This is a genomic window from Paenibacillus sp. ALE2, assembly GCF_054113385.1.
Genome location: NZ_CM134213.1, coordinates 5,624,562 through 5,638,919, shown reverse-complemented (window position 1 = coordinate 5,638,919; position 14,358 = coordinate 5,624,562). Strand labels below are relative to the sequence as shown.

12 protein-coding genes are annotated in these 14,358 nt (G+C 46.8%); 10 read left to right on the top strand and 2 right to left on the bottom strand.

Features of this window, described 5'->3' with window-relative positions; translation table 11 throughout:
• Positions 1–8: 8 nt before the first annotated feature.
• Both pheT and ACXHJ1_RS24425 read left to right on the top strand, forming a co-directional pair.
• The gene (pheT, locus tag ACXHJ1_RS24430) at positions 9–2,456 is read left to right on the top strand and encodes a phenylalanine--tRNA ligase subunit beta (RefSeq protein ID WP_107733932.1); all 2,448 of its coding nucleotides are present in this window, start codon (positions 9–11) and stop codon (positions 2,454–2,456) included.
• A 208-nt stretch (positions 2,457–2,664) separates the two neighbouring features.
• Positions 2,665–4,689 (top strand): DNA repair protein, encoded by a 2,025-nt coding sequence (locus tag ACXHJ1_RS24425; RefSeq protein WP_107733931.1) that lies wholly within the window; start codon positions 2,665–2,667, stop codon positions 4,687–4,689.
• A gap of 149 nt (positions 4,690–4,838) precedes the next feature.
• On the opposite strand, the gene ACXHJ1_RS24420 is transcribed toward ACXHJ1_RS24425, so the two are convergent.
• Positions 4,839–5,198, bottom strand: coding sequence for a phage holin family protein (locus ACXHJ1_RS24420; protein WP_016820537.1), 360 nt, complete (start codon positions 5,196–5,198; stop codon positions 4,839–4,841).
• 153 nt (positions 5,199–5,351) lie between these two features.
• Between ACXHJ1_RS24420 and ACXHJ1_RS24415 the strand changes: the two genes are divergently transcribed.
• The 4 genes from ACXHJ1_RS24415 to ACXHJ1_RS24400 all read left to right on the top strand — a co-directional run bounded on the left by ACXHJ1_RS24415 (position 5,352) and on the right by ACXHJ1_RS24400 (position 10,320).
• A complete protein-coding gene (locus ACXHJ1_RS24415) occupies positions 5,352–7,721 on the top strand; it encodes an endonuclease MutS2 (RefSeq protein WP_044785881.1) in 2,370 nt (789 codons plus the stop codon).
• A gap of 52 nt (positions 7,722–7,773) precedes the next feature.
• Positions 7,774–8,187, top strand: a complete 414-nt coding sequence (locus tag ACXHJ1_RS24410) for a DUF350 domain-containing protein (protein WP_014599569.1) — start codon at positions 7,774–7,776, stop codon at positions 8,185–8,187.
• 54 nt (positions 8,188–8,241) lie between these two features.
• Complete coding sequence (locus ACXHJ1_RS24405; RefSeq protein WP_025364442.1) at positions 8,242–8,949, top strand: hypothetical protein; 708 nt, start codon at positions 8,242–8,244, stop codon at positions 8,947–8,949.
• 117 nt (positions 8,950–9,066) lie between these two features.
• Positions 9,067–10,320 carry an MFS transporter gene (locus ACXHJ1_RS24400; protein WP_025364443.1) on the top strand — a complete coding sequence of 418 codons (1,254 nt, stop codon included), beginning with the start codon at positions 9,067–9,069 and terminating at the stop codon, positions 10,318–10,320.
• 70 nt (positions 10,321–10,390) lie between these two features.
• Here ACXHJ1_RS24400 and ACXHJ1_RS24395 read toward each other — a convergent pair whose 3' ends face one another.
• On the bottom strand, positions 10,391–11,629 hold the full coding sequence (locus ACXHJ1_RS24395; protein ID WP_107733930.1) for an NAD(P)/FAD-dependent oxidoreductase: 1,239 nt from the start codon (positions 11,627–11,629) through the stop codon (positions 10,391–10,393).
• 113 nt (positions 11,630–11,742) lie between these two features.
• On the opposite strand from ACXHJ1_RS24395, the gene ACXHJ1_RS24390 reads away from it, so the two are divergent.
• The 4 genes from ACXHJ1_RS24390 to ACXHJ1_RS24375 all read left to right on the top strand — a co-directional run bounded on the left by ACXHJ1_RS24390 (position 11,743) and on the right by ACXHJ1_RS24375 (position 14,263).
• The gene (locus ACXHJ1_RS24390) at positions 11,743–11,979 is read left to right on the top strand and encodes a hypothetical protein (RefSeq protein WP_025364445.1); all 237 of its coding nucleotides are present in this window, start codon (positions 11,743–11,745) and stop codon (positions 11,977–11,979) included.
• Positions 11,980–12,011: 32 nt separating this feature from the next.
• The gene (locus tag ACXHJ1_RS24385; protein WP_025364446.1) at positions 12,012–12,395 is read left to right on the top strand and encodes a spore coat protein; all 384 of its coding nucleotides are present in this window, start codon (positions 12,012–12,014) and stop codon (positions 12,393–12,395) included.
• Between the two features lie 143 nt (positions 12,396–12,538).
• On the top strand, positions 12,539–13,039 hold the full coding sequence (locus tag ACXHJ1_RS24380) for an Lrp/AsnC family transcriptional regulator (protein WP_107733929.1): 501 nt from the start codon (positions 12,539–12,541) through the stop codon (positions 13,037–13,039).
• A 12-nt stretch (positions 13,040–13,051) separates the two neighbouring features.
• On the top strand, positions 13,052–14,263 hold the full coding sequence (locus ACXHJ1_RS24375; protein WP_016820529.1) for an aminotransferase class I/II-fold pyridoxal phosphate-dependent enzyme: 1,212 nt from the start codon (positions 13,052–13,054) through the stop codon (positions 14,261–14,263).
• Positions 14,264–14,358: the final 95 nt, after the last annotated feature.

Below are 14,358 nucleotides of genomic sequence, written 5' to 3'. Positions count from 1 at the left end.
GAACCCATATGAAAGTATCATTCGAGTGGCTGTCCGAGTATGTATCACTGGATCAAGTGAGTGCGGAGGAGCTAGCAGAAAAAATCACCCGTTCGGGCATTGAAATTGATGAAGTTGAACATCGTAACCAAGGAATTACTGGCGTCGTTGTAGGCTATGTCAAAAGCAAGGAAAAGCACCCGGATGCGGATAAGCTGAATGTGTGTATTGTCGATGCGGGTCAGGGAGAAGACTTGCAAATTGTGTGTGGTGCCAAGAACGTGGATGCAGGTCAAAAGGTTCCTGTTGCAGTTGTAGGTGCCAAGCTACCAGGAGATTTCCATATTAAAAAGGCCAAGCTGCGTGGTGTTGTGTCCATGGGCATGATCTGCTCGGCCAAAGAACTGGGCATGAATGATAAGCTATTGCCAAAAGAATTGCAGGAAGGCATTTTGGTGCTGCCAGAGGATGCTGAAATTGGTACGCCAATTACGAAGCTGCTTGCTCTGGATGATCAAGTGCTGGATTTTGATTTGACACCCAACCGCTCGGATTGCCTGAGCATGCATGGAGCTGCATATGAAGTAAGTGCCATTCTAGGACGTGACATTTCGCTCGCTGACCCTGCTAAGGATCTGGTGGAAATTAGCGATGCTGCGGCAGATCACTTGTCCGTTAAGGTAGATACTCCTGAACTGTGCACACACTATGCAGCGCGTTATATCACAGGTGTTAAAGTGGGCCCTTCACCGTTATGGATTCAAAACCGTCTGATGGCGGCAGGTGTTCGTCCGATAAACAATATCGTAGATATTACGAACTACGTTATGCTGGAATATGGTCAGCCGTTGCATGCTTTTGATGCGGATAAGCTGGAAAATGGAAATATTGAGGTGCGACTTGCTCGTACAGGCGAAACTTTGATTACACTTGACGATCAGGAGCGTAAGCTGGAACCACATATGCTGTTGATCACAGACGGTGTAAAGCCGATTGCATTGGCAGGTGTGATGGGTGGAGCCAACTCTGAGGTTACGGATGCGACGATTAGCATTGCGTTGGAATCTGCGAAGTTTGACGGCGGTACCGTTCGCAAAACATCACGTCAACTGGGACTGCGCTCGGAAGCAAGTCTGCGTTTTGAAAAAGAGGTTGATCCAGGAGCTGTTATACCTGCTGTAAATCGTGCAGCTGCGCTGATTCAGCGTTATGCAGGGGGCACTGTACACCAGGGCATCGTAGAGTCTGCTTCTGCAAAAGCTAAAAACCACATTATCAAGCTGTCGCTAGATAAAATAAACCGATATTTGGGAACCGAACTGTCCCTGCTTGAGGTGAAGACGATTCTTGGTAGACTTCATTTTGGATGTGGCGATGCAGAACAAGGGGTGCTGGAAGTTGAAGTACCTACACGCCGTGGAGATATTACCATTGATGTGGACTTAATCGAAGAAGTGGCACGTATGTATGGCTATGACAATATCCCAACCACGCCGATTGAGGGACCTACAACTCCAGGAGCTTTGACGGCATCGCAGTCCCTGCGTCGTTCCTTGCGCAGATTGCTGGCTCATGGTGGCTGGCAGGAGACGATCAGTTACTCTTTTGTTCATCCGCAAAGCACAGCTTTATTTAATGCTCTGACAGAAGGCAGCCATCCGGTACGTTTGGCTATGCCTATGAGCGAAGACCGTAGTGTATTGCGTACAAGCATCATTCCGCAAATGCTGGATACAGCGGTGTACAACATGAATCGGAAGCAAGATAACCTGGCGATTTTTGAGATGGGAACTGTATTCTATACAGAAGAGCAAACATTAACCCGCCAGCCGCAGGAAATTCAAGTGCTGAGTCTGCTGCTGACTGGAGTGCGCCGTGAAAAACAATGGAACATCGGAGCCGAAAAGGTCGACTTCTTTGATATTAAAGGTGCGCTTGAAACAGTGTTCGACTATTTTGGACTAAGTGCCAGCATTCGCTATGTGGCTGACCAGCCGCAAAGCTACCACCCAGGACGTTCCGCTTCGGTATGGCTGGATGTGAACGGAAACTCCCAACGGATCGGTACAGTTGGGCAGATTCATCCTGAACTGCAACAGTCCTATGGGCTGAACGATACGTATGTAGCTGAAATCGCGTTGCAACAGCTCGTTGAGCACGCAAACTCCCATATTCAGTTCAGAGAGCTGGCTCGCTTCCCGTCCGTGGAACGTGACATTGCCCTCGTGGTGAATAAAGACGTTGAGGCAGGTGAACTGCTTCGTGTTATTCACGCTGCAGGCGGAGAACTGTTGCAGGATGCACGGGTGTTTGATGTATTTACAGGCAGCAAGCTTGGTGAAGACAAGAAGAGCGTGGCTATTTCCCTGACCTATCGTCATTGGGAGCATACGTTGACGGATGAAGAGATTAATGCGGCGCATTCTCCTGTCGTTACGTCTCTAGAACAAACTTTTGGAGCGGAATTGAGAAAGTAGCAGGAAATGCGGGAAGCCGTATCGAATCTTAGTGACAGAGGTTCGATACGGCTTTTTGGCCTATCATCATAGAAGCTCTCTACTCTGATATTCACCCGCTGCGGGGAAGCCGGACTAATAAGGTTGAACGCTTCACGGAAGGCGGGTTACCCTAGTACCGGACACACCTTAGAATCAACATACAGTAGTATTGAAGGAGGGCATAATTGTGACTACACCAGATCGTACTCGCGTCACTGTAGAGATCTACGGTACTTCTTATAAACTTGTCGGCAGTAATAGCGATTATATGAAGCAGGTTGCTAATTACGTAGATGAACGTATGCACAGCATTTCTCAAGCACATTCACGTCTGGATATGCCCCGAATTGCCGTGCTGGCTGCGGTTCATATGGCTGAAGAAGCTGTACAAATTCAGGAGATTCAGAGCCATATGAACCGCTTGGCAGCGGAACGGGCGGAGCTCCGGGGAGATCTGGCCCAACTCCAGACGGCTCTAGGGGAACAACAGCAGAAAAATACAGATATGCACCAAGCCCTTGTTCAATTGAGGGAAGAAAAAGAAGCGACGCAGAAGAAACTGGTGGAGACCGAATCTACATCAGCCAAGGAAATTGCCGAACTAAGGGCAAAGCTTGAACAGCAGGAGAAAAAAGCGGCTGAACTTGAAAATGCACAAAAACAAGCTAAGCGTGAATTGGAAGAATCTCGTCAAGAGGCTTCTCGTAAGCTGAAAGAGCAGCAAGAGACTGCAAATGCGCGTGTCCGGCAGACAGAAGAGCAGTTGAAGAAGGAAATAGCCGAAGCGGCTAAACAGGCTGAAGCTAAGCTTTCCGCTGCGGAAAAGGCTCATCAGGAGCGAAAACGTATAGAGCTGGACAATTTGCGATCTACTTTGCAGCAAGAGCATAACCAGAAGATAAGCGAATGGCAGATCAAGTGCTCCGGGCTGAATGAGCAGTTGGAGCAGGAACGTAAACAGGCTGAATTGGCTCTAAATGAGGAAAAGCTCCAGCATGAGGAAGCGCAGAAACTTGCTGAAGAAGCTGCACTGGAGCAGGAGATTCGGATGGAGGAGCTTCAGGGGCAATTAGAACAAGTACAAGCAGGAAATGCAGAGCTTTCTTCTCGTCTGGAGGAGGCTCAAGAGCAAGCTGTGGCATTGAAGCAACAACAGTCCGAGCTGGAGGCTGATCTGCAAGCACAGCAGCAGGCGGCAACAGAGCGGGAACAGGCAAATACGCTTGCGCGTGAAGAACTGCAAAGCAGATATGATCAGTTGGTGAATGAAGCCAAGGCTACGCAGCAGCAGGCGGCTAAGCTGGAGGAAGAGCAGCGCCGGATGCAGAAGCTGCTGGAGCAAGCTCATGTATCTTCTCGCAAGCTGCAAAGCGAGCTGGCTACGCTGGCTGAAAGTGAGAAGTCATGGAAGAAGCTTGCAGAAGAACGTCAGTTGGCAGCCGATGAGTTGGAGCTTTCCCTGCTGGAAGCGCGTGAACAGAAGGAAGCGACAGAGGAACAACTACAGCAGACTGTGGCTGAGGTTGAGGCTGCTAATGATAAATATGCTTCACAACAGCAACGGCTGGTTCAACTTGAAGCGAAAATCAAGGAGCTATCACCTGAGCTGATTCGTGTTCAGGACGAGCTTGAGAAAGCCCAAGTCCGAGAGCAAGAGAATGCGAAGGCGTATCAATCGCTTCAGGAGCAATATGGAAGCATGAAGAGCCGAGCTGGACAGCTGGAGCAACATATTAAGCAACTCCAGCAGGAAAATCATGACCGGCAAAGTGAATTGGAACGTGCTGAGAAGGCCTCTGTGGAATGGCAGCTTAAATACGATCAGTTGAAGGCTGAAGCGGAACGTTTGGAAGCTGAAGATGCTGCCCGCAAGGAAGAATTTGCTTCTTGGGAACGGGAAATAGCGGTAACGATTGAACAAAAAGAACAGCTTCAGGAGGAGATTCGTTCCGCGGTTGAAGCTGCCAACACCGCAAAGGCAGAACAGCAGTCCATAGAGCAGGAACGCATGGCCTTGCAGTCTGAGTTAGATGAAGTAGGTCAAAAATATGAAATGGCGGCTCATCAGCTTCGTTTACTACAAGTACAACAGGACGTAGACCGAGAAAATGCAGAGAAGATTTCAACAGAATTACGTCAACTAAAGGAAGAATACACCAAGCTTCAAACCGAGTATAATGAATGGATTGAGCTTATCGAACAGGATCAGTAGATACGGATTATAAATGTAAGGCAATCCCCGGCTGCTCATGGCCGGGGATTGTTTGTTTATGGTATCGCTAAGAAGTATAAATGACAAAAAGCTGTCCTTTGGCAGATGAATCTGCTTCGGGACAGCTATGCTGGAAGTGTTTGCCGAAATTATTTCCCTTCCTTGCGCCCGGCTTCAAATGGTGTCGATACCGGAATGAACAGATCGATAATCCCGATAACCAATGCAGCGAGCAATGCGCCCATAATCGAAACACTAACATGGGCCACGACATATTGAGCGACCCAGATAACCAGAGCGCTCACTAGAAAACCAACGATACCGCGTCCAAATGGAGAAACGCGTCGACCAAATATCGCCTCGACGATATAGCCAATCAAGGCAATGACAATGGCAAGGATCAGCGCACTCCAAAAGCCGCCTACACTAAATCCGGGAACGATCCAGCTTACGACCATCAGAACCAGAGCGGCAACGATGAAACGTACAATGTGCCCAAGAATGCTCACGGAATAACCTCCTTTGTTTTTTTGAATTAACAGGGTTAGACAAAGGTTAGTGTGTGGCATGAAGAGCTTTCTTATGTGTAAAGCAGAGTTGGCAAATAGCGTAAGTTTGCTGCTTTCGGTATAATATAGATATAAGTGAAAGGAGCAGTGAAGTTGGACTCTAAAATTTTTAAAACCCTTGAATATCAAAAAATTCTAAATAAACTAAGTCACTATGCCCAAACGGCAACGGGACAACAGACAGCCCTTCGATTACAGCCCAGCGATGATTTGGAGCATATCAAGAAATTGCTGAAAGGTACGGATGAGGCCTATGCTGCTGATCGGCTGAAAGGAGTGCCTTCATTTAACGGAGTGGTGGATATCACTCCTACGGTGAAGCGTGCCCGTATTGGAGGAACGTTAAGTCCGCAGGAGTTACATGGTATTCGGACAACGGTTCAAGCTGCACGCCGTATACAGGTGTATGTAACAAGTTTGCATGAGGAAAATCCGGTTGAAACATTGCTGTATTGGAGTGAGCAACTTTCGGAACAAAGAAGTTTGGAAAACTCCATTAAAGGCTGTATTGACGAAAATGCAGAGGTACTGGATTCTGCCAGTACAGAGCTTTCACAAATTCGCCGGGAACTGCGCTCCGGTGAAGTGCGTATTCGTGAAAAGCTGGATTCCATGATTCGTTCCTCAACTGTGTCCAAAATGCTTCAGGATCAGTTGATTACGATTCGTGGAGATCGGTTTGTCATCCCGGTCAAGGCCGAATACCGTTCTTATTTTGGCGGAATTGTGCATGATCAATCCGGGTCTGGCGCAACCTTGTTTATCGAGCCAGAATCCATCGTGGCCATGAACAACAAGCTGAGGGAAACCAGGCTGAGAGAAGAGCGTGAAATTGAAGTCATTTTACAAAAGCTGACCGCACTTGTCGCAGAACAAGCGGATATGTTGCTGTATGATGTGGATATTTTAGGCAATCTTGATTTTATTTTTGCGAAAGCTCGTCTCGCTCGTGAAATGAAGGCAACGCTTCCCTTAATGAATGATCGCGGGTACTTGAAGCTGAAAAAGGGTAGACACCCTCTAATTCCGTTGGAACAGGTCGTTCCCATAGATGTGGAACTGGGTAATTCGTACACCTCCATTATCGTTACCGGACCGAACACAGGGGGGAAAACCGTTACCCTGAAAACTATAGGTCTGCTAAGCTTGATGGCGATGTCTGGACTGTTTGTGCCTGTTGAGGATGAAAGCCAGCTCTGCGTGTTTGATGCAATCTATGCCGATATTGGTGACGAGCAGAGCATTGAGCAAAACTTGAGTACATTTTCCAGTCACATGACCAATATTATTAGCATCTTGAAAAATATGACACCTAAAAGTCTTGTATTGCTTGACGAAGTGGGAGCAGGAACGGACCCGGCAGAAGGTTCAGCCCTGGCTGTATCTATTCTGGAGCATATACATGCTCTGGGTTGCCGCATGGTGGCGACGACTCACTATAGTGAATTGAAGGCGTATGCCTATGAGCGCAAAGGAATTATTAATGCAAGTATGGAGTTTGATGTCGCTACATTAAGCCCGACTTACCGCCTTCTGGTTGGTGTTCCTGGGCGAAGTAACGCTTTTGCTATTGCCGAGCGATTGGGATTACCAGGACGTATATTAGACTATGCCCGTGGTGAGGTAACCGAAGAAGACCAGCGCGTCGAGCACATGATTGCGTCACTGGAGCAGAACCGTTTGACCGCTGAGCAAGAACGGGAAAAAGCAGAGCAACTGCGTAAGGAAATGGAAGTATTGCGTACACGTCATCAGACCGAGCTGGATAAGCTGGAGTCACAACGGGACCGTATGCTAGAAAAGGCCGAAGACGAAGCAAGAGTTCTCGTGGATAAGGCTCGTAGTGAAGCAGAGAAAATCATTACGGATTTGCGTAAATTGGCTCAGGAAGAGGGAGCCTCGGTTAAGGAGCACAAGCTGATTGCAGCTCGTAGAGAACTGGATGAAGCAGAACCGAAACAACGTAAGAAAAGTACAGTCAAACGTCCGGCGACTCCGCGTACTCGTTCCATCATGGCTGGCGATGAAGTATCAGTTCACAGTCTGAATAAAAAAGGCCATGTGGTTGAACTAACTGGCAGCAAGGAAGCTATCGTTCAACTGGGTATCATGAAAATGAAGGTCAGTCTGGATGATCTGGAGCTGCTGCAACCAGCCCCGACGACTACTCCAAAGGTCCAAAAGCCAGTGACTGGCGTTAAGAGGACACGGGATGATAACGTGCGAAGTGAACTTGACCTTCGGGGGGCAAACGTGGAGGAAGCGCTGATGGAAGTGGACCGCTTCATGGATGAAGCGTTTTTAGCCAATCTGGGTCAGGTATACATTATTCACGGCAAAGGTACGGGGGTCCTGAGAACTGGTATTCAGGAGTACCTTCGCAAGCATAAGCATGTGAAAAGCTACCGTATCGGTAACTACAATGAAGGCGGCACGGGTGTAACGGTTGCTGAATTGGAATAGATATGGGTTGCTGACCGAGAACGCTTGGTAGAACGGGAGGGACGAGGTGAAGATGGCGATTGATGAATTGCTATCACATCCGTTGGGGATGATGCTGGGTTATTTCTCCGTGGCGGTGCTGGAGTTGATTGTATTTTTGTCCTGCTTTGAGCTGGTAACCCGTTATAAATGCTGGGAAGAGATCAAGCGAGGCAATGTTTCGGTAGCCATGGCAACGGGTGGGAAAATGTTTGGTATTTGCAACGTGCTCCGCTTTGCGATGGAGGCTAAATCCAGCGTATATGATACGATGATCTGGTCATTCGTTGGTTTTTTACTGCTACTTGCGGCGTACTTTCTTTTTGAATTTCTGACACCGGTATTTTCTATCGATCAAGAGATTAAAGAAGATAACCGTGCGGTCGGCTTGTTCTCTATGATTATTTCAATATCGTTATCGTATGTAATTGGTGCGAGTGTAACTTGACACATCCTGTATACTAAAGCTTGGTATACGCTTCGGAACGGAAGGATGATAAGCTTGGAAATGACTATTTGTCCATGGTGTAACATGGAAATTATTTGGGATGAAGAATTAGGACCTGAAGAAGAGTGTCCTTATTGCCATAATGATCTGAAAGGATACTCAGACATAGCCGATGACGAAGAGGAGTCTGAGTCTGTTTCTCCATCTGTTCACAGACATACGGATGGGCATGAAGATGCGACACACGATCATGCGGTTTCTGTAAGTCCGGCGCTCGGCGCTCATGGAAAAGAAGACCTCAAGGGTTATCGTACATTAAGTATTCAGCTCGGTGATGATGAGGAGCAGGATATTTTATACGAGGCAGAGGATGAAATCGTATTTGAAAAGCCAGCTGATGCACCGTTATTGCAGGATAATGAGCTTCATAAGCTGCCTGTGCTGCATACTTTACAAAAATTCGAAGAAAGCGGTGCGGATCTAATGGCTTATGAGCAAGGTGCTGAACAATTACTCGACAGACAAGATGAGGTTCTTGAATGTTCCCAATGTGGAGAGTATATGCTGCATGCGGGTTCGCAAACCGTAACCAGAGAGGGTTTCGAACCATCGATGTCTCCGGTGCTCGGCAAACCTGTTCTGGACTTGCCGTTCGTCTTGAATGTTTATGTGTGTCCTAGCTGCTTCCATGTTCAGCAGACTTTGTCAGAGAATGACCGACTGCGAATGCTGGAGAAGCTCAGCGGTATTTCCAATAATTAAATGGCAATTCCCCGGATAGGTCCAAGCTCAATACGGGCATGTTAAATCAAAGAAATCTTTGAACAAGCTGACTCGTAATAAGCTGATTGGTGATTTTTCCGTTAGGGGGGAACTGCATTGAAATCAAACCTGAACGGACAATCCATTCTGCTATTAAGCTTGAATGGATTGTTTGTGTTTGCAGCCGCATTGTCCGGCACATTTCTTAATGTGTATTTGTGGAAAAGCAGGCAGGATTACGCGATGATCGGCTGGTTTAATGTCAGTCAACAAATTGCGCTGGGAATTATGGTCTGGGTAGCTGGAAAGTGGGTCAAGGAACATAACAAAATGAATGCCCTGCGCGTGGGTACCGCGTTGTCCGGCCTATTCTATCTGATCGTGTTGTATACAGGACCTCAGTCTGTAAACTACATATGGCCACTCGGAATGTTGTTGGGTGCAGCCTTAGGTTTATTTTGGCTAGCGTTTAATGTCATTTTTTTCGAAGTCACGGATCAGGCAAGCCGTGATCATTTTAACGGATGGGTGGGTCTGCTGGGCTCGTTTTCCGGTATAGTGGGTCCTTGGCTCTCTGGTTGGATTATTGCGCGCATGGAGGATGACGCGGGTTATCGCGTGATATTCAGTATTTCTTTGGCCTTTTATGTCGTAGGAGTGGTGCTAAGTTTCTTTCTTCGCAAGCGTAAACCGACAGGAAATTACAATTGGAAAGAGCCTAAGCAGCGATTGTCGCAAAAAGGAAGTATGTGGCGTCCGTTGTCGTTATCACTTGTTACACAGGGCATCCGTGAGGGAGTGTTTGCTTTCCTGATCACGCTGCTTGTGTATGTCGTTACTCAACAGGAATGGAAGCTAGCACAGTTTTCACTTATTACATCGGGGGTTTCATTTTTTAGCTTTTGGGCTGTCGGAAAATGGCTCAAGCCACGCTATCGCTCGGCTGGTATGTTGTTGGGTGCTGTGCTGTTAGTGATCGCGCTTTTACCATTATTGTGGCGTATGGAGTATAGCACGCTGCTGATTATGGGGATTGGCACCGCTTTGTTCATGCCCTTGTATTTAATTCCTATGATCTCTGCGAGCTTTGATCTAATGGGTACGAGTGAAGGAGATGCTAATCAGAGAGTGGAACTGGTTGTACTGCGCGAACTATGTTTAATGATAGGTCGGTTGACAGGAACACTCGTTTTCTTGGGTGTCCTAAGTATTAGCAAGGCTCCTACGGCGATGATCTGGTTGTTGATTGGGCTGGCATTGATGCCAGTAATTGGATGGATTTTCATGCGAAGTGTGCTGAAAATGGAACAAAAAACGAAGCAAAGCAAGTCTCATTCCCATGCACGACGCTTGCACAAGCAAACCGAATAATTGAAAAATTCAATACAAAAGAGCCTCCAAATCCGTTGGTATAGGAAAAGGAGGTCTTTTTGTATCACATTTAAATCATCGGTTCTGTTGTCTCAGGCGAGGGTTTGGTGGGACGGGTCAGAGAAAAAAGCTCCATTTCAGGTCGGTGTGTGCCCGTCAGTTCATCAGCCAATAGCTGTGCGGCCACCATACTCGTAACCGTCCCATTTCCCCCGTAACCCTCCAAAAAGTAGCAGTTGGGAAAACGCGGATGTGGACCAATATACGGCAAGCCGTCGTGAGAAGAGCCGAATACAGCCGCCCAAGCATAATCGATTTGAAATGGGACACCGGGAAAATGCTCCTGTAGTGCTTGCAACAGCTTGTGCTGTTGGTGTAACAGTCTGATTTCACGTTGCTTGGCGTCCAGTACAGGCTCATCCAAACCACCGATAATAATACGTCCTTCCTGTGTTGAGCGTATATACAGATAAGGACGAGCCGTTTCCCAGATCAGACACTGCTCATGCCATAAGGGAGCATCTCCGATTGGATTGGTGGCGATAGCATAAGAGCTTTCTAGAACGGCTCCGCGATCTGTTTTAATCTCTTGTGTTTCATAACCTGTTGCAAAAATGACTTTTTTTGCTCGGATAATCCCACCGTTAGTATGACAAACGACCTCATTATCGTTGAATTCAAAATGCTTAGCTTCTGTATGCTCATATAAACGAACACCGAGGCGGCTGGCAGATTGCAGTAGTCCGTGAGCAAACAAAAATGGATTAACCTCGGCATCTTCATGCGTATACAAGGCTGCAGGTTTTCGAAAAGGAAATCGGGCAGCAACCTGGTGCTCATCCCAGTATTCCACCGGAAATCCAAAACGGGTTAACTGTTTGTATTCTTCCTGCAGCACCTGCACATCCTCTGTAGTACTTGCGTAGTAAAGGCTACTGCGGCGAATAAAGGAAGGGTCTCTGTCCAGTGTTGCAGCCAGTTGATCTAGCTGATCCAGAGCGTCCCTGCACATACGGTAAAATAGTACGCCGTTCGTCTCACCAAATGTGTTAATAAAAGAGGTTAAGGTCTTGTCATTGCTATATTGCAGCAGCCCAGTATTGGCGGAAGAACTTCCATGTACCAGCTTGCGTTTGTCAATAAGTACAGTGTCGACTTGTCGTTCTCCCAATAACCGGGAACAGATGGATCCACCCATCCCGCCCCCGATGATCAGGACATCACAATTTAAATCCTCTGCTAAAGGAGGAAAATCCAGCGTTTGCTCTAAGGTACTCGGCCAATATGTATTCCCGCTTATCAATTCCATATAAATAGCACTCCTTACAGGTAATATGTAGTATCTCTTATGTGTACATAGTATTTCGTCAAACGGACAAGATAACCAGCGTGCAACAAAACATTTAAGGAGGCATAGAGACTATGCAATCTACGAACATGCAACCCTTGACAGGCAAAGAGCTGGAGTACATCGTGGACTCCATTTCCAATGAAGAACTACTGTTAAAACAATGTGCGGCAACAGCGGCGTCTATTCAGCAGCCTGCCATTCAACAAGCCTGTTTGCAACTGGCGAAAACTCATGAGCACCACTTGAATGTGCTTTTTAATGCTCTTCAACAGCATCAGCAGCTTGCTCCAATGCAACCGCAGCAGTAATTTGGATTACCAAACAAAGGAGGTTTGACAGGATGTATTCACAAAACAATATGTCATTTATGCCCGAAGAAGATTTGCTCTATACCATTCTTGCTGATATGAAACGTACAGTGCGCGAGTATACAACAGCGACGACTGAATCCAATTGTCCGTCTGTGCGTCAAATGTTCACCGACCTTACGAACGACACGTTGCGTTTGCAAGGTGATTTGTATCGTCTGATGAGTCAGAACAATATGTACTCCACTTCGTCTAAAGCCTTGCGCATCGATTTGGACAAACAGATTCAAGAAGCTCGCAAGACCCAACAGGAATGCCAGCAGTTCATTCAGCAGAAGTCGTCATCCGCAGGAGTATATGGTCAACCTATGCATCAAGGCCAGTCTACTCACCAAAGTAACCCTTATTATATGTAAACGGGATTTTCCGTTTTTGAAGCAATTTCCCATAACAGCCGTCCGTCTGCCGGGTTTACCGGGGCGGACGGTTTTTCTTTGCAGGTTTAAAGTGCGTATTGTATGATGTATAGTAATCTCTTTCGATGGAGGCCTTATGTAGAATGACAGAGCTGAATGAATTGAAATTAAAAGTACTGGAATTGTTAAAAGAAGATGCAAGAAGAACACCGACTTTGTTGGCTACTTTGCTGGGGGTTGACGAGCAGGATGTACGCACCTCAATTAAAGAGCTCGAAGATCAACACGTGATTGTCAAGTATGCGGCTGTAGTCAATTGGGACAAAGTCGATGACGAAAAGGTTACCGCTTTGATTGAAGTACAGATTACACCTGAGCGTGGAAGAGGATTTGAAGGGATTGCAGAGCGGATTTATTTGTATCCGCAAGTTAAATCTGTTTATCTCATGTCCGGGGCATATGACTTGCTGGTAGAGGTGGAGGGCCGAAATCTCCGTGAGGTCGCTAATTTTGTGTCGGAGAAACTGTCGCCTATTGACTCGGTTTTATCTACCAAGACTAATTTTACGCTTAAAAAATACAAGCAGGACGGAATTATCTTTGAGGACCATCAGGAAGATAATCGTCTGATGATTTCGCCGTAAAGGAAGATCATGATGAATCTCAAAACAGAAGCATTTACCGACAGCAACAAAGCCATGAGTTCTTATTTATCCCCATTGGTACGCGAGATCCCATCATCGGGTATCCGTAAGTTTTTTGACCTGGTGGGTGGTAACAAGGACATTATTACCCTGGGGGTAGGCGAACCCGATTTTACAACCCCTTGGCACATGCGGGAAGCCTGTGTCTATTCATTGGAGCGAGGCTTCACCAGCTATACATCTAATGCGGGAACGCCAGAACTGCGTGAAGCGATTAGTGAGTATCTGAATGAGCAATTTGACGTCCGCTATGATCCTAAAAATGAGATTATCGTAACAGTTGGAGGTAGCGAGGCGATTGATCTTGCGTTGCGTGCCTTAATTGTACCTGGTGATGAAATTCTTGTGCCTGAGCCGTGTTACATCTCCTATTCTCCAATCACTTCGATTGGAGGCGGGATTCCGGTCGGCATTGAAACGTTTGCCAAGGACGAGTTTAAGCTGACGGCTGAGGCGCTGGAGGCCAAAATTACACCTAAATCCAAGGTGCTAATTTTATGCTATCCGAGCAACCCGACCGGTGCTACGATGACTTATGAAGATTGGCTTCCGATTGCGGAAATCGTGGAAAAACATGATTTGATCGTCATCTCTGATGAGATATATGCCGAATTGAATTATGGCGATAAGCACGTCAGCTTTGCTTCGGTACCGGGTATGATGGATCGTACGATTCTCGTCAGTGGTTTTTCCAAAGCCTTCGCCATGACTGGCTGGCGTATTGGATATACTTGCGGGCATCCTGATTTGATTGCTGCTATGCTCAAAATCCATCAGTACACCGTCATGTGTGCGCCCTCTATGGGCCAAGTTGCAGCCTTGGAAGGCTTACGAAATGGTATGGGTGAAAAAGATCGAATGGTAGAAGCCTATAATCAGCGTCGTCGTCTGATGGTTGAGGGATTCCGTGACATTGGTCTGGAATGCCACGAGCCAAGAGGGGCTTTTTACGTTTTCCCGAGTATTCAAAGCACAGGCCTCAGCTCGGATGAATTTGCACAGCGCCTATTGGCAGAGGCCAAAGTTGCGGCTGTACCGGGCAATGTGTTTGGTTTGGGAGGCGAAGGCTATCTTCGGTGTTCATATGCGACTTCTGTCACTCAGCTGACGGAAGCTCTGGATCGAATTGGTCATTTTGTAGAAAAAGTGAAAAAAGAAGGTTAAAATTATTTTTTTATGGGTAATTCATAGAAAATAGTCTTTTATTTCTAAATTTCTATGCTATAATTTGAAATCGGAAGCAGGAAGTTCAATTTTTC